12 protein-coding genes are annotated in these 18,276 nt (G+C 68.8%); 4 read left to right on the plus strand and 8 right to left on the minus strand.

Annotated features, from left to right (window positions below; translation table 11 throughout):
* The 3 genes from IEZ01_RS05395 to IEZ01_RS05405 form a co-directional block, all read right to left on the minus strand.
* On the minus strand, nucleotides 1-4,866 hold the full coding sequence (locus IEZ01_RS05395; protein ID WP_189200175.1) for a non-ribosomal peptide synthetase: 4,866 nt from the start codon (nucleotides 4,864-4,866) through the stop codon (nucleotides 1-3).
* A gap of 109 nt (nucleotides 4,867-4,975) precedes the next feature.
* Nucleotides 4,976-6,172 (minus strand): cytochrome P450, encoded by a 1,197-nt coding sequence (locus tag IEZ01_RS05400; RefSeq protein WP_189200177.1) that lies wholly within the window; start codon nucleotides 6,170-6,172, stop codon nucleotides 4,976-4,978.
* A 207-nt stretch (nucleotides 6,173-6,379) separates the two neighbouring features.
* Nucleotides 6,380-7,075, minus strand: a complete 696-nt coding sequence (locus tag IEZ01_RS05405; protein ID WP_189200179.1) for an iron-containing redox enzyme family protein — start codon at nucleotides 7,073-7,075, stop codon at nucleotides 6,380-6,382.
* Nucleotides 7,076-7,274: 199 nt separating this feature from the next.
* Between IEZ01_RS05405 and IEZ01_RS05410 the strand changes: the two genes are divergently transcribed.
* A complete protein-coding gene (locus tag IEZ01_RS05410; protein WP_158685716.1) occupies nucleotides 7,275-7,418 on the plus strand; it encodes a hypothetical protein in 144 nt (47 codons plus the stop codon).
* A 51-nt stretch (nucleotides 7,419-7,469) separates the two neighbouring features.
* Here IEZ01_RS05410 and araD read toward each other — a convergent pair whose 3' ends face one another.
* The 4 genes from araD to IEZ01_RS05430 form a co-directional block, all read right to left on the minus strand.
* Complete coding sequence (araD, locus tag IEZ01_RS05415) at nucleotides 7,470-8,183, minus strand: L-ribulose-5-phosphate 4-epimerase AraD (protein WP_189200181.1); 714 nt, start codon at nucleotides 8,181-8,183, stop codon at nucleotides 7,470-7,472.
* 44 nt (nucleotides 8,184-8,227) lie between these two features.
* Entirely contained in the window at nucleotides 8,228-9,736 is a 1,509-nt protein-coding gene (gene araA, locus IEZ01_RS05420; RefSeq protein ID WP_019890073.1) for an L-arabinose isomerase, read from the minus strand.
* A 74-nt stretch (nucleotides 9,737-9,810) separates the two neighbouring features.
* The gene (araB, locus tag IEZ01_RS05425; protein WP_189200183.1) at nucleotides 9,811-11,517 is read right to left on the minus strand and encodes a ribulokinase; all 1,707 of its coding nucleotides are present in this window, start codon (nucleotides 11,515-11,517) and stop codon (nucleotides 9,811-9,813) included.
* 344 nt (nucleotides 11,518-11,861) lie between these two features.
* Nucleotides 11,862-12,908, minus strand: a complete 1,047-nt coding sequence (locus tag IEZ01_RS05430; protein WP_019890070.1) for a LacI family DNA-binding transcriptional regulator — start codon at nucleotides 12,906-12,908, stop codon at nucleotides 11,862-11,864.
* 222 nt (nucleotides 12,909-13,130) lie between these two features.
* On the opposite strand from IEZ01_RS05430, the gene chvE reads away from it, so the two are divergent.
* The 3 genes from chvE to mmsB all read left to right on the plus strand — a co-directional run bounded on the left by chvE (nucleotide 13,131) and on the right by mmsB (nucleotide 17,115).
* On the plus strand, nucleotides 13,131-14,240 hold the full coding sequence (gene chvE / locus IEZ01_RS05435; RefSeq protein WP_019890068.1) for a multiple monosaccharide ABC transporter substrate-binding protein: 1,110 nt from the start codon (nucleotides 13,131-13,133) through the stop codon (nucleotides 14,238-14,240).
* Between the two features lie 62 nt (nucleotides 14,241-14,302).
* Nucleotides 14,303-15,874 (plus strand): multiple monosaccharide ABC transporter ATP-binding protein, encoded by a 1,572-nt coding sequence (gene mmsA / locus IEZ01_RS05440; protein ID WP_189200185.1) that lies wholly within the window; start codon nucleotides 14,303-14,305, stop codon nucleotides 15,872-15,874.
* The gene (gene mmsB, locus IEZ01_RS05445; protein ID WP_019890066.1) at nucleotides 15,871-17,115 is read left to right on the plus strand and encodes a multiple monosaccharide ABC transporter permease; all 1,245 of its coding nucleotides are present in this window, start codon (nucleotides 15,871-15,873) and stop codon (nucleotides 17,113-17,115) included. The genes mmsA and mmsB overlap by 4 nt, the downstream gene beginning before the upstream one ends.
* A 74-nt stretch (nucleotides 17,116-17,189) precedes the next feature.
* Here mmsB and IEZ01_RS05450 read toward each other — a convergent pair whose 3' ends face one another.
* Nucleotides 17,190-18,260, minus strand: a complete 1,071-nt coding sequence (locus tag IEZ01_RS05450; protein ID WP_189200187.1) for an aldose epimerase family protein — start codon at nucleotides 18,258-18,260, stop codon at nucleotides 17,190-17,192.
* Nucleotides 18,261-18,276 lie beyond the last annotated feature (16 nt).

The following is an 18,276-nucleotide window of genomic DNA, read 5'->3' on the forward strand; positions in this document are numbered from 1 at the left end:
TCAGATGGGCATCGCGCCGCTGAGCAGCGCTTCGCGCTCGCTGGGCAGCAACACGTCGGCCGTGTCGAGCCGGGCCGCCGGATCGGCCACCGCGGCACGCATCACCTGGACCAGACGCTGGGTCAGCGCGACGACCGTCTCCCGGTCGAAGATGTCGGTGGCGAACTCGACCAGGCCGGCCATACCTTCCGGACTGCCGTCGGCGCCGCGCCGTTCGGTGAACGAGAACGACAGGTCGAACTTGGCGGTCTGCACATCGATCTGCCGCCTGGTCGCCGCGACGCCGGGGAGGTCGAGCGCGGCCTCGCCCGCACCTTGCAGCGTGAGCGTCACCTGGAAGAGCGGGTTGTGACTCAACGAGCGGGTCGGCTTGAGCGCCTCGACCAGTCGCTCGAACGGCACGTCCTGGTTGGCGTACGCGGCCAGGTTGGTCTCGCGCACCCGCGCCAACAATTCGGTGAACGTCGGATTGCCACTGGTGTCGGTGCGCAGTACCAGAGTGTTGACGAAGAAGCCGACCAGATCGTCGAGGGCGTCATCGTTGCGACCGGCGATCGGCGCGCCAAGCGGGATGTCGGCACCGGCGCCGATCCGGGTGAGCAGACCAGCCAGAGCCGTCTGAAGTGCCATGAACAGGCTGGCGCGTCCAGCGCCGGCGAATTGCGCGAGACCGGCGTGCAGGTCGGCGTCCACTTCGAAATGGACGGTCTCGCCCCGATGACCGCGCACGGCCGGGCGGGGCCGGTCCAGCGGCAGCTCCAGTGGCTCGGGCAGGCCGGCCAGCTGCTCGGTCCAGTACTCCACCTCGGTCGTGACGGCCCCGCCGTCTGCGCCGAGGATCTCCCGCTGCCACAGCGTGTAGTCCGCGTACTGAACCGGCAACGGCGTCCACTCCGGTGCGTTGCCCCCACGCCGGGCCGCGTATGCGGTGGACAGGTCCCGCAGCAACGGCCGCATCGACCAGTGGTCGGTGGCGATGTGGTGCAGGCAGATCAGCAACACATGCCGGTTCGGGCCGAGCCGGAAGAGCACTGCCCGCATCGGCGGCGTTCCCGCGAGATCGAACCGACGCTCCACTTCGGACCTCATCGCGTCGGCGATCTCGGACTCCGAGGAGTCCACCGTGGTCAGAACAGGGCTCCCAGGGTCGAGGATGCGCTGCCACGGCTCGTCGCCGGACACCGGGAACGCGGTCCGCAGGGTTTGGTGTCTGGTCATCACGTCACCGAACGCCGCTCGCAGTGCGGCCACATCCAGCTCACCGGTCAGTGAGAAGGCCGACGGGATGTGGTACGCGGAACCATGCCCCGCCGACGTCTCCAGCTGTTCGACGAACCACAGTCGGCGCTGCGCGAAGGACAACGGCACCCGCTCCGGGCGGCGCACGACCCGGACGGGCGGCCTGCTCGGCGCCAGGTCGTCGATGGCGTTGGCGATACCTGCGACGGTCTGTCGTTCGAAGATCACTCGCACCGGCAGGGCCACGTCCAGCACCGAACGCACCCGGCTCGCCAGCCTGGCGACCTGCAACGAGTGACCACCGAGCTCGAAGAAGTCGTCGTCGACCCCGACCTCGGCGATCTTCAGCACATCGGCGACCAGCCGACACAACAGCTCTTCCTGAGGGGTGCGCGGGGCGCGGCCGCCGGCCGTCCATTGTGGTGCCGGCAGCGCCGAGACATCCACTTTCCCGTTCGCGTTCACCGGCATCCGGTCCAGCACGACGAACGACGCCGGGACCATGAACGCGGGAAGAGTGTCGGAGAGGTACCGCCGCAACCGCGCCGGTACGAGCCGTGTGCCGTCCACTCCCACCGCGTACGCCACCAGCCGGACGTCCCCCGGCACCGGCTCGACCGCGGTCACGACCGCACGTGCCACGTCGGGGTGCTTGAGCAGAGTCGCCTCGACCTCTCCCGGCTCGACCCGGTAACCCCGGATCTTGACCTGGTGGTCGGCCCGGCCGGCGAAGACCAGGGTGCCGTCGCTGGTCCACCTCGCCAGGTCGCCCGTGCGGTACATCCGCCCACCGGTGCCCACGAACGGATCGGGCACGAACCGCTCCGCGGTAAGTCCCGGCCTGGCCAGGTAGCCGCGGGCGACGCCCGCACCGGCGACGAATATTTCGCCGACCACTCCCGGCGGGACCGGCCGTAACTCGTTGTCCAGCAGGTAGATCCGCTGGTTCCACACCGGACGGCCGATCGGAACGGCCGCGGACCGCGCCCCGGCGGCCACCTGCCCGGACTGGACGAGCATGGTCGCGGCGTGCGTCTCGGTCGGACCGTAGTAGTTGAGCAGCCTGCGCTCCACGGGGCCGCTCAGCAGCGAACGAATGTCATCGCTCAGCATCAGGGGCGACCCCGCCTGCGCGACGTCGGTGAACGCGGGCAGTTCGAGGCCCTCGGCGACAGCGGCCGAGCAGATGCTGTCGATCATCAGTGTCGGCGCAATGACCATGGTCACCCGGTGCCGGTCCATCCAGTGCACCAGCCGTACCGGATCGGTGCGCACATCCGGTTCGGGAATCGCGATCGTGCCGCCGCTGACCAGGGCGGGAAGGATCTCCTCCAAGGACACGTCGAACCCCACGCTCGCCAGCTGCGCGATGACGCCGCTGGAGCTCCCCGTGTCGCGGTCCGCCTGCCAGCACACCATGTTGAGCAGACCGGCGGCCGGCATGACCACGCCCTTGGGCACGCCGGTCGAGCCGGACGTGTAGATCAGGTAGGCCGCGGCGGCAGAATCGCCGGTATGGCATTCGTCCTCGGTGAGGGCCGTCGACGGGTGCCGCTCGATCCGCGCCATGTCGCCAGGGGAGTCGACGACCAGCGCGCCGGGCACCCGGTGTGCGTGCTCGCGGTGGGTCACCACGACCACCGGCGCCGCATCCTCGATCATGAAACCGAGCCGTTCGTCGGGGTAGTCCGGATCCACCGGCAGGTAGACCGCGCCGGCCTTGACCGTGGCCAGCAGCGCGACCAGGAGGTCCACGGACCGGTCAAGGAGCACCGCAACAACGCGCTCCTGGCCCGCGCCCCGGCTGATCAGCTCTCTGGCCAGCTGGTTGGCCCTGGCGTGCAGCTCCGCGTATGCGACGCTGCTCGTGTCGGTGACGGCGGCGATCGCCGATGGCGTTCGCCTGGCCTGCTCCTCGAGCAACGTCACCAGGTCGGCAGCCGGAAGGCGCCGGGTGGAGTCGTTCCACTCGGTCAGCACCCGATGCCTGCCGGTCGCGGACAGCAGTTCGCCCCGCGACACCGGCCGGTCCGGATCGGCGACGGCCTGTGCCAGCACCAGGCAGAACTGCTCGGCCATGGCCTCGACGGTGCCCCGGTCGTACAGGTCGGTGGAGAACTCGACCACTCCGTCGATTCCGCACGGCGTGCCGTCGGCGGATCGCCGCTCCTGTATCGAGAAGAACAGTTCGAACCGGGACACCCCGATGTCGACGGGGTCGAACCGGGAAGTGATGCCGGGCGCGTCGATCGCGGGATCGACGTGCGTCTGCACCGCGAGCATCACCTGGAAAAGTGGGTTCAGGCCGGACGAACGAACCGGGTTGAGCGCTTCGACCACCTGCTCGAACGGCACATCCTGCGCGTCGAATGCCGCAAGATCGGTCGCCCGGACGCGCTCGATCAACTCTCGGAAGGTCGGCTCACCAGAGGTGTCGGTGCGCAGCACCAGCGTGTTGACGAAGAAGCCGATGACGTCGTCGAGCGCCGCGTCGGTGCGCCCGGCGACAGGTGCCCCGATCGGCAGGTCGGTGCCCGCGCCGAGCCTCGTCAGCAGAGCACCGAGGCCCGCATGCAGAAGCATGAACAACGTCGCCTGGTGCTCCCGACCGAGATCGGTGAGCCGCTGGTGCTGTTCCGCGTCGAGGTGGAAGGGCACTCGTCCACCGCGGTAGCTGGTGCTGGAGGCGAAACGAGGGCGGTCGGCGGGCAAGGCGATCTGCGCAGGCAGGTCTTCGAGCTCCGTCAGCCAGTAGCTCAGCTGCTTGGCCAGCATCCCGCCGGCGTCGTCGTCGGCAAGTTTCCGCTGCCACTGGGCGTAGTCGGTGTACCGCACCGGCAGGTCCGGCCACGTCGGAGCTTCACCAGCCAGCCGAGCACGGTAGGCGGCGGACAGGTCGTGCCGCAACGGCTCGAACGACCAGCCATCGACCGCGACGTGGTGGAACGAAAGCAGGAGCACGTGTTCCTGCGGGCCGAGGACGAACAGGCACGTCCGCAGTGGCACGTCGACGGTCAGGTCGAAGCCCTCGGCCGCACGCCGCCGGACCGCCTCTGCCGCCTCGCCGGGCTCGACGTGGACCACCGACATGACGGTTGCCAGGTCAGGAACCTCCAGGACCTGCTGTCTCGGCGTGCCCGACTCGGACGGGAAGATCGTCCGGAGCGATTCATGCCGGGAGATCACGTCGCGCACCGCGTGCCGGAGTGCGTCGCGGTCCAGCTCGCCCGACAGCCACAACGCCACCGGGATGTTGTAGCCGGACCCACCGTCGGCGACCTGGTTGAGGAACCACAGTCGTTGCTGCTCGTACGACAAGGGGACCTGCGCGGGCCGTTCCTGCGGTTCGACGGACGGACGTGTCGTCCGGTACGAGTCGAGCTTGCCCGTCAGACCGATCGGAGTCGGCGAAGCGAAGAACTCTCGCGCCGTGATCTCAACCCCGAAGGCGGAACGCAGCCGGGCGAGAACGCGGGAGGCCAGCAGCGACTGACCGCCCAGTTCGAAGAAGTCGTCGTCCGGAGCCACCGCAGGCAGACCGAGGAGCTCGGCGAATATCGACCGGACCAGGTCGCTTCTCGGATCCGTTCCCGATCGCTCCCGAGTGGAGTCGTGATACACGGACATTGACGCCCCCTTGTGCGGCAACACAGCGCTGGCCAATGTCCAGCAACTGTTCAGTTTCCGGCCAGTTGAAAGTGCGTTAAAAGAGGTCGATCGAGCTGGACAGTTCCGATCACTCGGAATAGAACGCGAGGGGTAAATACTCGAGACTATTGGTGACGTAGGACGGTGTGCGCCGCGGCTCACCAACCTGCTCGATCCTCGCCACACTGCGCATTGTTTCTTCGAGGAAGACCCTGATCATCAGCCTGGCCAGCGGTGCCCCGATGCAGAAATGGCGACCGCCGCCGAAGCTCACGTGCCGGTTGGGGCTCCTGTCCAGCCGGAGCTCCATCGGCCGGTCGAACACGTTCTCGTCCCGGTTGAGCGACGACAACCACACACTCACCGCCTGGCCTGCCTTGATCTCGACGCCACCGAGAGGCGTGTCGGCGACAGCTGTGCGCATGAGGTGGGTCACCGGCGCCGTCCAGCGCACGAGCTCCTCGATGGCCGACTTGAGCGGGACCGTCCCGGAGCGCAGCGCGTCCAGCTGTGCCGGGTCGGCGAGGAGCGCGAGCAGCCCGCCGCTCAGCACCTGACGCGTCGTCTCCCCGGCTGCCACCGCCAGGTTGTCGCAGGTCAGGATGATCTCGTCGTCAGTGATGTCCAGCCCGTCCGCCTGCGCGAGGACGAACGCCGACACCACGTCGCCCGTCGGTCGCGCCCTGCGCTCCTCGATCACCTCGGCGTAGTAGGCGAGCACCTCGAGGTGCGCCTGCTGTGCGGCCGTCCCGTCAAGGTCCACGATGTTGCCCACGGCCGCCTCGGCGTAGGCGGCGACCCGCTCCACATCCTCACCCTCGACACCGAGCAGACCGGCGATGACCTGGAGCGGGTACGGCGCCGCGACGTCGTTGACGAAGTCGTGGGGACCGGCGTCGACGACACCACGCAACAGAGACCGCGACACCTCTGTCGCCCTGCCCCGAAACCCGGCGGCCGCCTTGGGCGTGAAAAGCGCGGCTGCCGCCTTTCGGAGCACATCGTGCCGCGGCGGGTCGGAAAGCGTCATCATCACGCCCGCGCCTGGGTACGGATCCGAGAGATTGGGCCGCAGGAACGTTCCCTTGGCCGAGCTGAACCGCTTCCAGTCGCTCAGTACAGCAAGACCCTCGTCATAGGTCGTGACAGCCCAGAACGGTTCATGATCCGGTTCGTCCTGCCAGGAGACCGGGCATTCTCTGCGTAGTCGTGCCCAGGTGGCATGCGGATCCCCATGGGAATAGAGATGCGGATCGGTCAACCTCGTTATGGCGGGGGCGGTCACTTGTCAACTCCTTCGCGTGGTGAGCGTCAGTCGCCTTCTTCGGCAGAGACCGCATTGGCCACTGAGAACTCCCTTTGTCGAACCGGACTGTTCGCACCAGCGCTCAACGACCATCGCCTTTATCCCGCCCGCCGGCATCGTCCATCGGGAGCCGACCAGTCGGACGGCTCGATGGATCAGCACTCGGCGAGCAGCCTGGACGTGTCCTCAGGATCGTCCGGAAGGCACGATCGTCCCGGTCTCGATGGCCAGTCGGTCGAAGAACGCGGTCCAGTGACGCCACATCTCCTCGGCCGAGTCGAGGACCGCCCGTTCCTGCTCCAGGGTCAGTCCCGAGAACAGGGCGTTGGTCGCCTGGTCGACGTGGTCGGGTTCCTGTGTGACATGGATGTCGACCCACGCGTTGCGCTCCGTGCCGGACTCCCGCCTCACCGCCTCGCCTATCGCCGAGACCATCAGCAGGTCCGTGACCTCGGTGGCAAAGATGCCGCCGAGCGCGGAACACCGGTCCGCCGAGCACTTCTCGTACCAGGCCACCAGTTGGGCGGTCTCCGCGAACGGCGCGGATCCGGTCACCGTCCGGCGGTCGTATCCCGCCTTCTCCATGCTGTCGGCATAGATTGCCTCGTGGGCGGCCTTGGCTGACCGGACACCGACTTCCTGCGAAAGAATCCGTGTTATCGCGCTCTTGGACTCGATGTCAGGCAGGACCGAGACGCAGCGCGCGAGGAAGGTCGGGAAGTAATGCAGCGGGTGCCACCACTGGCCGAGGAACATCCCCACATGCTCGTGCGAAAGTTCGCGGCTGCGTACCTGCTTGAAAAACTCGTGGTCGACGAAGGCGCGGTGCGCCTCGGTTCCGGTGAGCCGATCGGATATCGATCCAACGATTTCGACTGTCATGATGTTCGTCCCTTCTCGAGGTCGGCCCGCACCGTCCGAGATTCCAATAAAGTCCCCTGCACCGAGGACCAGTATCAGGGCGCTGGCTGAACGAAGGCAGAAACATCAGGCTTATCAAGTGCAGTCACCACGACTACCGGCAGTGCGCACTCCAGCTACGATCAGGGTTCGGGCTTACCCGTATCGACGGTGACGCTTAGTGACCAATGGCTGTCTGACCGTCCCGCGCTGCGTCGGCATCACCGTCCAAGCCGCCGGCACCGGCAACGGCGCGAAGGTCCAGATCTACAGCTGCTGGGTGGCGGCAACCAGCGCTGGACCCGCACCTGACCTGACGCAGTGACACCCGCACCACGGAGGGGAGCCAGGGCGATCCTGGCTCCCCTCGCTGTGGTCAGACCGAGGGAGGGTTGCCGTAGTAGGCGTCCGGGCCGTGCTTGCGTGTGAAGTGGCGGTCCAGGACGTGCTGCGGGGGTTCGACCGTGCCCAGGGCGATGGTGTGGAGGGCCATCTCGGCCACCGCCTCGCAGATGATGGCGTGTTCCAGGGACGTGGTGGCGTCGGCGCCCCAGGTGAAGGGGCCGTGGTGGGCGACCAGCGCGCCGGGGACCTCCTGGGCCCGAGTGTCGTCACGGTCCAGCAGGTCCACGATGACCTGGCCGGTGTTGTACTCGTAGTCCGTGGCGCACTGCTGGGGGGTGAGGGCCGCGGTGACGGGGACGGGTCCGTTGAAGGTGTCCGCGTGGGTCGTGCCGAGCACCGGTATCGGACGTCGTGCCTGGGCGAAGGCGACGGCGTGGGTGGAGTGCGTGTGGGTCACGCCTCCGATGGAGGGGAAGGCCAGGTAGAGGCTCCGGTGCGTCTCGGTGTCGGTGGACGGTCGCAGGTGGCCTTCCACGACGCTCCCGTCGGACAGGGAGACGACGACCAGGTCCTCCTCGCTCAGTACGTCGTAGGCCACACCCGAGGGCTTGATGACGAAGACGCCGGCCTTTCGGTCCACACCGCTCACATTGCCCCAGGTGAGGGTGGCCAGGCCGGCTCGGGGGATGCGGAGGTTGGCCTCGAGTACCTCTCGGCGCAGCTCCTTGGAAACGGCGGCGCTCACGGAGGGCTCCGTCCTGGTGGGGGTGGGGGTGGCAGCGGAGGTGCTCACAGGCTCTGGGCCAGACGGTGGTACGCCTGGTTCCAGCGCAGCTCGCGCGAGAAACGCCGGACGGTGGTGTCCTCGTCGATGACGGCGAGTTCGGTCCGCAGCATCTCGGCGAGGTCTTCGAGCTCCTCGCCGCCGAGAGCGGTGGTCAGGACGGTGTGGTGCGGTGCTCCGGCCGTCAGCCATGCCTCGGTGGAGGTGCGCAGGTCGGGGCGGGGCTGCCAGACGGCTCGGGCGACGGGGAGCTGGGGCAGCGGCTCGGGCGGGGCGACGACGTCGATGCGGTTGGCGACGAGGCGGAACCGGTCGCCCAGGTCGGCGAGACCGACGACGACGGCCGGACCGGGATCCGCGTCGAAGACGAGGCGGACAGGGTCCTCGCGTCCGCCGATGCCGAGCGGATGGATCTCGCAGGTGGGCGTCGCCGTCGTGAGCGAGGGGCAGACCTCGAGCATGTGGGCGCCGAGGATGAGTTCCTGGCCGGGCGTGAGGTCGTAGGTGTAGTCCTCCATGAAGGAAGTGCCGCCGGGCAGGCCGTGGGCCATCGCCTTCAGTGTGCGCAGCAGGGTGGAGGTCTTCCAGTCTCCTTCGCCACCAAAGCCGTAACCGTCCGCCATCAGGCGCTGCACGGCGAGCCCGGGCAGCTGGCGCAGGCCCCCGAGGTCCTCGAAGTTGGTGGTGAAGGCGCGGAACCCGCCTTCCGTGAGGAAGGTACGTAGACCGGCTTCGATGCGGGCGGCGTGGCGCAGGGAGTCGTGGCGCTCACCGCCGGGCCGCAGCTCGGGCGCGAGGGCGTAGAGGTCCTGGTACTCCTTGACGAGGTCGGAGACGGCGTCCTCGGGGGCGGCGTCGACCGCGGCGACAAGGTCGTTGACGCCGTAGGTGTTGACCGAGACCCCGAACCGCAGCTGCGCCTCGACCTTGTCGCCCTCGGTGACGGCGACGTCGCGCATGTTGTCGCCGAACCGGGCGAGTTTGAGGGTGGTGAGTTCGGAGCGGCCGAGGGCGGCGCGGGCCCAGCCGGCGATGCGGTCGACGACGTCGGGAGTGGAGACGTGGCCGGCCACGGTCTTGCGCGGGACACCGAGGCGGGTCTGGACGAAGCCGAACTCGCGGTCGCCGTGGGCGGCCTGGTTCAGGTTCATGAAGTCCATGTCGATGGTGGACCAGGGAAGTTGACGGTTGGCCTGGGTGTGCAGGTGCAGCAAGGGCTTGCTCAGGGCGTCGAGGCCGGCGATCCACATCTTGGCCGGGGAGAAGGTGTGCATCCAGGCGATCAGGCCGATGCACCGGTCGTCGGCGTTGGCCTCCAGGCAGACCGCGCGGATGGCGGCCGCGTCGGTGAGGACCGGCTTCCACACGAGGCGGACGGTCATCTGGGGCCGGCCGGCGAGGGTGTCACAGATGGCACGGGACTGGTCGGCGACCTGGGCCAGGGTGTCGTCGCCGTAGAGGGCCTGGCTGCCGGTGAGAAACCAGATCTCGCGGTCGGGCTGGGCGAGCGTCATGTCGGGTGTGCTCCTCGGAGGTGCGGGGCGGAGAGGTCGGGCCGATGGAGGCTGGGGGCGGGCAGGCTTCCCGGTCAGCCGGTGGTCGCGACGCTTGCGGTGTTGCGGATCCGTCGCAGGCGGTGCAGGAGGAGGTCCGCGCCGGTACCGAAGTGCTCGTGCAAGGCGCGGTACTCGCCGAACAGCGCGTCGTAGGCGTCGGCCCGTGCGGGGTCGGGCACGTACGCGTAACGCTGGACGCTCCCCATGACGGAGGCGGCTGATCGGACGTCGGGGTAGGCGCCCGCGGCGACGGCGGCGTGAATGGCCGAGCCGAGCGCCGGCCCCTGCTCGGATATGCCGACGGAGACGGGGCGTCGGAGCACGTCGGCGTAGATCTGCATGAGCAGCGCGTTCTTCTTTAGTCCTCCGGTGACGATGAACTCCTCGACGGGGATCCCGCCGCCCTCGAAGGTCTCGACGATCACCCGGGTTCCGTAGGCGGTGGCTTCGAGCAGAGCCCGGTAGACGTCTTCGGGCCGGGTGTCGAGGGTGAGGCCGGCGATGACTCCGGAGAGGTGGTGGTCGACCAGAGGGGAACGGTTGCCGTTCATCCAGTCCAGGGCGATCAGACCGTGCGCGCCGACCGGCTGGTCGGCGGCCTTGCGGGTCAGGAGCTGGTGCAGGTTCTCGCCCGATGCCTCGGCCTCGGCGCGGTAGTGGTCCGGGACACCCTGGCGGAGCCACCAGGCGAAGATGTCGCCGACCGCGCTCTGGCCGGCCTCGTAGCCGTAGGCGCCCTCGACGATGCCGCCGTCGACGACCCCGCAGATTCCGGGGACCTCGGCGAGGGCGGTGCTGTTGAGGACGTGGCAGGTGGAGGTGCCCATGATGGCGAGCATCCGGCCGTTCTCCACGGCGCCCGCCGCGGGTGCGGCGACGTGGGCGTCGACGTTGCCGGCGGCGACGGCGATGCCTTCGGGCAGGCCGGTCCAGTGCGCGGCCCGGCTGCTCAGGGTGCCGACGCGGGAGCCCAGTGGGGACAGCGGGTGCTCCAGGCGGGTGGCGGGGAAATCGGCGAAGTCCGGATGGAGGCGGGCGAGGAAGTCGGGCGAGGGGTAGGCCCCGTCCTGGTGGATGCCCTTGTAGCCGGCGGTGCAGGTGTTGCGGGACTCGGTGCCGGTCAGCTGCCAGACGATCCAGTCGGCCGCCTCGATCCAGCGGGCGCAGGCGGCGTAGACAGCGGGGTCCTCCTCCAGGACCTGCAGGGCCTTCGCGTACTGCCACTCGGCGGAGATCTTGCCGCCGTACCGTGCGATCCACTTCTCGCCGTGTGCGTGGGCGAGGGCGTTGATGCGGTCGGCCTGGGCCTGGGCCGCATGGTGCTTCCACAGTTTGGGCCAGGCGTGCGGGCGGTCGGTCCACTCGAGCGTCAGGGCGAGGGGGATGCCGTCCGCGGTGGTCGGCAGGACCGTGCAGGCCGTGAAGTCGGTGGCGATGCCGATGACGCGGGCCGGATCGACTCCGGCGTCGGCGAGCGCCGCCGGAACGGCCGTACGCAGGACGTCACGCCAGTCCTCGGGGTGCTGCAGGGCCCAGTCGGGAGGCAGGGGGGCTCTGGTGGAGGGAAGGTGGTCCTCGATGACGGCGTGGCGGTACTCGTGGACCGACGAACCGAGTTCGGCGCCGTCCCGGACTCTGACCACGACGGCACGCCCGGAAAGAGTGCCGAAGTCGACTCCGATCGTGCACGCCTCGGAATGGTGACGGGCTGCGGGGTCGGAAAGGGTGTGTGTGGTCACGATGTGGTCTCTCTCGTCATGAGCGGGGCCAGAGGAGCGCTCTGATTGTTAACGCTCACAATTGGGTTGGACAAGAGCTGGACGCACTTCGATCGAACATCGAGCAACGAATGAAGCCCCTTGGGTGAGCGCTCACTTGCACACCGGGGAAGCCCCGGGAGACGCGACCAGCCTGGCGGGAGGCAGGGAGGGCCGTAGCGGCCGATGGAGCGGAGCAGCGGGCGGGGCACCGACGCGAGCGGTTCGGCGCCGTGCGTCGGCCAGACGCCGAACGGCCGGTAGGAGGCCCGCGACCGGCGGCCAGGAGGCGGCGGTCAGGGGGTGTCCGAGAGCCGCCCTCCGCGTCAGGCTTCGTTCAGGGGGCGCGTGCTCGCGCGCATGATGAGCTGCGGTTCCACCAGGAGGTGCTCGGCCTTCCGGGCGCGACCCTCGATGTGGTCCACCAGGAGCCCGATGCTCCGGCGTCCGATGGCGGCGAAGTCCTGACGGACCGTCGTCAGCGGCGGAGGGAAGAACTCGGCCTCCGGGATGTCGTCGAAGCCGGCGACGGCCACCTGCGCGGGGGTGCGGATCCCGCCCTCGCGCAGCGCCCGCAGGACGCCGAGCGCCATCTGGTCATTGGCGACGAAGACGGCCGTGACCGGTGTCGCCCCACGGCGGGCCAGGGCGAGTCCCGCGAGTTCCTGTCCCGCCCGGTACCCGGACAGCGGGCTCCAGTCCCCCGTCAGGACGCGCGGAGGCCGGATGCCGCTCTCCTCCAGCACCGCGCGCCAGCCCGCGGTGCGGGCCTCGCTCTCCAGCCAGTCGTCGGGACCCGCCACATGCCAGACGTTGCCGTGCCCGGCGGCGAGCAGGTGCTCGGTGACCATGCGGGCGCCGAGTTCCTGGTCGAGGGAGACCCCGGGCAGGTCGAGCTGATGACCGCCCTCCACGGTGACCACGGGGAACGGCGCGTCCAGTTCGGCGAGCGCCTGCACGTGCGAGCGCTGCGGAGTGATGGCTACGACACCCTCCACACCCCAGGCCGCGAGGTGGTCGATGGCATCCTTGAGCCCCTGGCCCCCTCCGGTACGCAGGCTGACGGTCGAGACGAGGTAGCCCTCCTCACGAGCCGCCTCCTCCAGGCCGGTCAGGGTGCTGGCAGGCCCGTACAGGGCGGTGTTGACGGCGATGACACCCAGCGTCCTCGTACGGCGCGTCACCAGGGCACGTGCGGCGGAGTTGCGGCGGTAGCCGAGCCGCTCGATGGCCAGGGTGACCTGTTCCCGGGTGACCGCGCGCACGTTGGGGTGGCCGCTCAGCACCCGGGAGACGGTCTGATGGGAGACCCCCGCCTCCCGTGCGACGTCGGCCATCGTCGGCGGGCGGACGTCTTCCGCGGGATGCGCCACGTTTGCCTCCCTTCTCCCTGCTTGCGGCTGTGTATCGATACGAGAAAAACCTTAGCGCCTCTTGTATCACGCTGTTGTGAGCGCTAACAATCAAGCTCGACCGGGGCGCCGAGCCCCGGCGACCCAGCCGGAACGGTGCCGTCCCGGTGGTGCGAGGACACGCGCTGCCGTCGAGCCCGTCCCCGGTCGGAGCCGCCCTCGACGACGGGATGGGTAACGCCCATGAAGAAGTTCCGATCCGTATCCGCCCTCCTGGCCGTGACCACCGGCTGCGCCCTGCTCCTGACCGCCTGCGGACAGAACAGCGAGGGCGGCAGCCAGGAGTCGAAGGACAAGAAGGACCTCACCATCGGCATCGCCATGCCCACCAAGTCCTCCGAGCGGTGGATCGCCGACGGCCGCAACATGACCGAAAGCCTGAAGAAGGCCGGCTTCTCCACGACCCTGCAGTACGGCGAGGACGACCCCGACCAGCAGGTCGCCCAGATCGAGAACATGATCACCCAGGGCGTCGACGCCCTGGTCGTGGCCGCCATCAACGGCGAGGCCCTGTCCAATGTCCTGCGGCAGGCGGCGGACGCCGACATCCCGGTGATCTCCTACGACCGGCTCATCCTGGGTTCCCCCCACGTCGACTACTACGCCTCCTTCGACAACGAGAAGGTCGGCGAGCTCCAGGCCACGTACGTCGTCGAGAAGCTGGGGCTGAAGTCCGGCTCGAAGAAGGGGCCCTTCAACATCGAGCTGTTCGCCGGGTCCAACGACGACAACAACACCAAGTACTTCTTCAACGGCGCCATGAAGGTGCTGAAGCCCTATCTCGACAAGAAGCAGCTGGTCGTGCGCTCCCAGCAGACCCAGCTCAACCAGGTCACCACACTGCGCTGGGACGGCGGGACGGCGCAGAAGCGCATGGACGACCTGCTGACCTCCTCGTACTCCACGGCCCGGGTCGACGCCGTCCTCTCCCCGTACGACGGCATCTCCATCGGCATCCTGTCCGCGTTGAAGTCCGACGACTACGGGAGCGCCGCCAAGCCGCTGCCGATCGTCACCGGCCAGGACGCGGAGGTCGCATCCGTGAAGTCGATCATCGCGGGCGAGCAGACGCAGACCGTCTACAAGGACACGCGCGCACTCGCGCAGGTCGCCTCGGACATGGTGGCCGCCGTCCTCGCCGGCAAGAAGCCCGAGATCAACGACGACACCACCTACGACAACGGAAAGAAGGTGGTTCCGGCCTTCCTGCTCGACCCGGTCAGCGTCGACAAGTCGAACTACCGGAAGGTCCTGGTCGACTCCGGCTACATCGACGCCGGCGCCCTGCGGTGACGCCCGCCGCGCCCCCTTCCCCCGGCGCTCCCGCTTCGTCCCCGGCCGGCCCCATCCTCGAGATGCGGTCCATCGTCAAGACCTTCCCCGGAGTCAGGGCACTCTCCGAGGTGACCCTGTCCGTGGAGCGCGGCGAGGTGCACGCCCTGTGCGGAGAGAACGGTGCCGGGAAGTCGACCCTCATGAAGGTCCTGTCCGGCGTCCACCCGCACGGGACCTACGAGGGCGAGATCCTCTTCGACGGCGAGCCGTGCCGCTTCAAGGACATCAGGGCCAGCGAGCAGCACGGCATCGTCATCATCCACCAGGAGCTCGCGCTCGTCCCTTACCTGTCGATCGCCGAGAACATGTTCCTCGGCAACGAACCGTCCCGGCACGGGATCATCGACTGGCACGAGGCGCTGCGCCGTGCGTCCGAACTGCTCAGGCGGGTCGGGCTCGACGAACACCCCGAGACCCGGGTCGCCGACATCGGTGTCGGCAAGCAGCAGCTCGTGGAGATCGCGAAGGCGCTGGCGAAGGACGTCCGCCTGCTGATCCTCGACGAGCCCACCGCGGCACTCAACGACGAGGACAGCGCGAAGCTGCTGCGGCTGATGCGGGAACTGAAGAGCCAGGGCATCACCTCGATCATCATCTCGCACAAGCTGAACGAGATCGCCCGGATCGCCGACTCCGTCACCATCCTGCGCGACGGGCGCTCCATCGAGACCCTCGACGTCACCGACCCGGCCACCACCGAAGAGCGCATCATCCGCGGCATGGTGGGACGGGACCTCGACAGCCGCTTCCCCGACCGCACGCCGTACGAGGGCCCGGCCGACGCCGAGCCTGTCCTGGAGATCCGGGACTGGACCGTGCGTCACCCGCTCGACCGCGGCCGCAAGGTGGTCGACGGGGTCTCGCTCCAGGTCCGACGCGGGGAGATCGTCGGGGTCGCGGGACTCATGGGGGCGGGCCGGACCGAACTCGCCATGAGCGTCTTCGGCCGCTCCTACGGCCACTACGAGCGGGGCACCGTGCTCAAGGACGGCCGCGAGGTACGGACACGTACGGTCCCCGAGGCGGTCGCCCACGGCATCGCGTACGTCACCGAGGACCGCAAGCACTACGGGCTCGACCTCGGGGACTCAGTGAGCCGGAACATCTCCCTCGCCTCCCTCGGCGCGCTCGCCCGCCGCGGAATCGTGGACGGGCACGAGGAACGCAAGGTGGCCGAACGGTTCCGGCGGACCATGAACATCAAGGCTCCGAACGTCCTCGAACCAGTCGGCCGCCTTTCCGGCGGCAACCAGCAGAAGGTCGTCCTCAGCAAGTGGATCCTCGCCGGACCGGACGTCCTCATCCTCGACGAACCCACGCGCGGAGTCGACGTCGGAGCCAAGTACGAGATCTACACCGTGATCGACCGGCTCGCCGCCGAGGGCAAGGCGATCCTCCTCATCTCCTCCGAACTGCCCGAACTGCTCGGCATGTGCGACCGCATCTGCACCATGGCCGCCGGACGGCTGACCGGCGAGGTCACCCGCGAGGACGCCACCCAGGAAGCGCTGATGCGGCACATGACACAGGACACCCCCGCACCGCCGGCGGTCACCGCAGACTCCGCCTCCAGCGAAGGACACCAGGCATGAGCACCGAAGTCGGCACGACAACGACCGCCCCGGCGCCCCCGGGCAGCGGGTCCCCGTCCACCGGGACACCGGTGGTCCGGGTACTCCTGGACGGCGTCCGGCGGAACATGCGCCAGTACGGGATGCTCTTCGCCCTCGGCCTGATCGTGCTCCTGTTCCAGATCTGGACGGGCGGCGACCTCCTGCTGCCGCGCAACGTCTCCAATCTGGTGCTGCAGAACAGCTACATCCTCATCCTGGCCATCGGCATGATGATCGTCATCATCTCCGGGCACATCGACCTGTCGGTCGGCTCCCTGATGGCCTTGGTCGGCGGCATCGGAGCGGTGCTCATGGTCGAGCACCATGTGTCGTGGCCCGTCGCGGTGCTCCTCACCCTGCTGCTCGGAGCAGTCGCCGGCGCGCTCCAGGGATTCTTCATCGCGTACGTCGGCATACCGTCGTTCATCGTGACCCTCGCCGGCATGCTGCTGTTCCGCGGGCTCACGGAGATCTTCCTCAAGGGCCAGACGCTCGGCCCCTTCCCGGACGGACTGCAGAAGATCGCCAACGGCTTCCTGCCGGAGGCGGGGCCGAAGACCAACTACCACAACCTGACCCTGCTCCTCGGCGTGGGACTGATCGCCTACGTGGTCTTCCAGGAGGTGCGGGACCGTCGCCGTCAGCGGGAGTTCGCCCTGGAGACGCTCCCCACCGGCCTGTTCGCCCTCAAGGTGACGGCACTGGTCGCCGCGGTCCTGGTCACCACCCTGCTGCTCGCCAGCTACAAGGGCGCCCCCGTGGTCCTCCTGATCCTGGCCGCGCTGCTGGTGGCCTTCGGATACGTGATGCGCAACGCGGTGATCGGCCGCCACGTGTACGCGATCGGGGGGAACCTGCCCGCCGCGAAGCTGTCCGGGGTCAAGGACAAGAAGGTCACCTTCGCGGTGTTCCTCAACATGGGAATGCTCGCGGCGCTCGCCGGACTCGTTTTCGCGGCCCGCTTCAACGCGGCCTCACCGAAGGCCGGCGTGAACTTCGAACTCGAGGCCATCGCCGCCGCGTTCATCGGCGGGGCGTCGATGAGCGGGGGCGTCGGGACCGTTCTGGGAGCCATCATCGGCGGCCTGGTCCTCGGCGTGCTCAACAACGGCATGAACCTCGTCGGGGTGGGCACCGACTGGCAGCAGGTCATCAAGGGCCTCGTACTGCTCGCCGCGGTCGGCTTCGACGTGTGGAACAAGCGAAGGGCAGGCGCCTGACGCCGCTCCGGACATGGCTGTGCCCGCCGGTTCCACCCCCGGCGGGCACAGCCGTGTCGGCGTGTCCGTACGGGTCAGTCGCGAGTGCTGAACCGCAGGACCGTCCTCGACCGGTATTCGTCGCCGGGTCGCAGCACCGGGGACGGGTCGCCGGGGCGGTTCGGGGAGTCGGGGAAGTGCTGGGTCTCCAGTGCGATGCCGGCGCCCGCCCCGTAGGGCGTACCGCTCTTGCCCAGGACCGACCCGTCGAACTGCCCCGCGGTATAGACCTGGAGTCCGGGCTCCGTGGTCAGCACCTCCATGCGGCGACCGGTGGCCGGCGCGTGGAGGACGGCGGCCCGGCGCAGCGTCTCGTCGCCGTGCGGGCTCAGTACGAAGTTGTGGTCGTACCCGCCGCCCGCGTCGGGGCGGGCCAGGACTTGGGCGATCCTGAGTGGCCGGCGGAGGTCGAACGCGGTGCCGGAGACGTGGCGGTGGTCCCCGTAGGGGATGAGATCCCCGTCGACCGGTGTGTAGCGGGTGGCGTCGACGGCCAGGTCGTGGCCGAGGATGTCTCCGGTGCTCTCGCCTTCGAGGTTGTAGTAGGCGTGGTTGGTCAGGTTGACCAGGGTGGCCGCGTCGGTGACCGCAGCGTAGGAGAAGGCGAGTTCGTTGTCGCGGCCGATGAGACAGCTGACGGTGACGTCCAGGTTTCCCGGAAATCCCTGGTCGCCGTCGGGGCTGCGGAGGCGCATGAGCACACCGGTCCACTCCGGGGTGTGCACGCTCTCGGCTTCCCAGAGTCTGGTGTCGAAGCCGTCGGTTCCGCCGTGCAGGCAGTGGCCGTTCTCCTGGGTGGTCAGCTGGTACTGCTTCCCGTCCAGGGAGAACCGGCCTTGTGCGATGCGGTTGACGTAGCGGCCCACGGTGGCGCCGAAGTACCGGGCGGCGGTGGCCGTCTGGGCCGGGTCGCGGGGAGCGAGGACGACGTCGGCCGGGGTGCCGTACCGGTCCGGCACCCACAGTGCGTGGAGGCGGGCGCCGCGGGTGTGCACCTCCGCCGTGAGGCCGTCGGGAAAGCCGAAGATCCATCGTTGCCCGGAGTCCGTGCCGGGGTGGCAGGCCGGTGGGCCTCCGGTGAAAGGAGGGCGGGAGGACGGGGTCATGGGAGTTCCTTGTCCG

The sequence above is a fragment of the Streptomyces purpureus genome (assembly GCF_014648195.1).
Lineage (GTDB): Bacteria > Actinomycetota > Actinomycetes > Streptomycetales > Streptomycetaceae > Streptomyces > Streptomyces purpureus.

What these genes read in the sequence shown, in the direction of transcription:
- IEZ01_RS05395 (WP_189200175.1), bottom strand. Translation starts at nt 4,866, where the DNA reads ATGTCCGTGTATCACGACTCCACTCGGGAGCGATCGGGAACGGATCCG.
- IEZ01_RS05405 (WP_189200179.1), bottom strand. Translation starts at nt 7,075, where the DNA reads ATGACAGTCGAAATCGTTGGATCGATATCCGATCGGCTCACCGGAACC.
- araA (WP_019890073.1), bottom strand. Translation starts at nt 9,736, where the DNA reads ATGACGCTCGCCCAGCCCGACCGCGAGATCTGGTTTCTCACCGGCAGC.
- chvE (WP_019890068.1), top strand. Translation starts at nt 13,131, where the DNA reads ATGAAGAAGTTCCGATCCGTATCCGCCCTCCTGGCCGTGACCACCGGC.
- mmsA (WP_189200185.1), top strand. Translation starts at nt 14,303, where the DNA reads ATGCGGTCCATCGTCAAGACCTTCCCCGGAGTCAGGGCACTCTCCGAG.
- mmsB (WP_019890066.1), top strand. Translation starts at nt 15,871, where the DNA reads ATGAGCACCGAAGTCGGCACGACAACGACCGCCCCGGCGCCCCCGGGC.
- IEZ01_RS05450 (WP_189200187.1), bottom strand. Translation starts at nt 18,260, where the DNA reads ATGACCCCGTCCTCCCGCCCTCCTTTCACCGGAGGCCCACCGGCCTGC.